We start from the raw sequence: 1,154 nt of genomic DNA, 5'->3' as shown, positions 1-1,154 counted from the left end.
AATGCTACATCTATTAAATAGTTTCCTTCTTCATCTGGTATTAATGAAATTGATTTTACTGTACCGTTTAATTCACCAAATTCATCTGATGGATAATTCAGTAATTTTATTTGAACTTTTTGTCCCTTTTTTATCTTTCCTGAATTAGCTGCTGGTGCTTTTATTTTTCCTATATAGGAGTTTCCATCACTAGGGATAATGATAAAAATTAACTCTCCTGTTTTTACAGTTTGATTTTTATTCCAAAAGGATAAAAAAGATACTTTTCCGTTTATAGAGGATGTTAATGCATATTGTTTTTCCCAATCTTTAATTGCCTTTTTTAAGTATAAAAAGGACTGAATTGCTTTGTTTTTTAAACGGATGTCATTTTGTGTTTCCTTTATAGAGGTTCCTTCTAAATTTCTTGCCGAGTTATTAATTGATTCTCTAATTTGTGAGATAGAAGCCTCTAAACTCTTGTAAGCTCTTTCTGATTGTAAATACTCTACTTCTTTTTGCTCTTTTTCTTTAGCTGAAATTACTCCTTGTGCAAACATATTTTTACTTCTGTCAAGATCTATTTTTTTAAAAGCTAATTCTTTTCTGTTTAGATCTCTTTGTGATACTAAAATTTGGAGCCTTCCTTTGGTTTCTATCACAGACATTCTGTTGGCAAAGCTTTCAGTTTTATAAGGAGTTAGTTTTTCGTTTAACAGATATTCTGAATAATCATTTTCAAATTGAGAAAAACTAGCAGTAATGTCTCCTAAAAGCAATGGAGGGAGTTTTTTAATAGGAAACGAAAAATTTTCTCTACCCGTACTAATGGTATCTACAATACTTTTTAACAACAAAACATCCTTATAAGAAGCACTATTTTCTATGACTGCAAGTATTTCATTTTTTGAAACATTTTTTTCTTCACTAGCTAAAAATACTTCAAACTGCCCAGTAGATTTTGCATATATTTTTTCTGGTGGAAATGATGTTGTTACCATTACTTGTGTGCTAATAACATCGGGGTACTTTACAAACCATGTAATAAACAAAAGCATAACTATTAATAATAGCAATAGCGTGTTTCCCCAGCGAATCATCCAATTGGGTACCTGGTTTAAGATTTCTTGTACTTCTTCGCTACGTATCTCTATGTCTTCTATTTCTATTGGCAT

At 30.3% G+C, this 1,154-nt stretch carries 1 protein-coding gene; it reads right to left on the bottom strand.

What is annotated here, in order from left to right; genetic code table 11:
* Nucleotides 1–1,154, bottom strand: a 1,154-nt coding sequence (locus Q0881_RS17690) for an HlyD family efflux transporter periplasmic adaptor subunit (protein WP_299163280.1), incomplete at both ends; no start/stop codon positions are given.

Source organism: uncultured Tenacibaculum sp., from assembly GCF_947494125.1.
Classification (GTDB): Bacteria; Bacteroidota; Bacteroidia; order Flavobacteriales; family Flavobacteriaceae; genus Polaribacter.
This window is presented reverse-complemented; position numbering and strand designations above follow the sequence as displayed.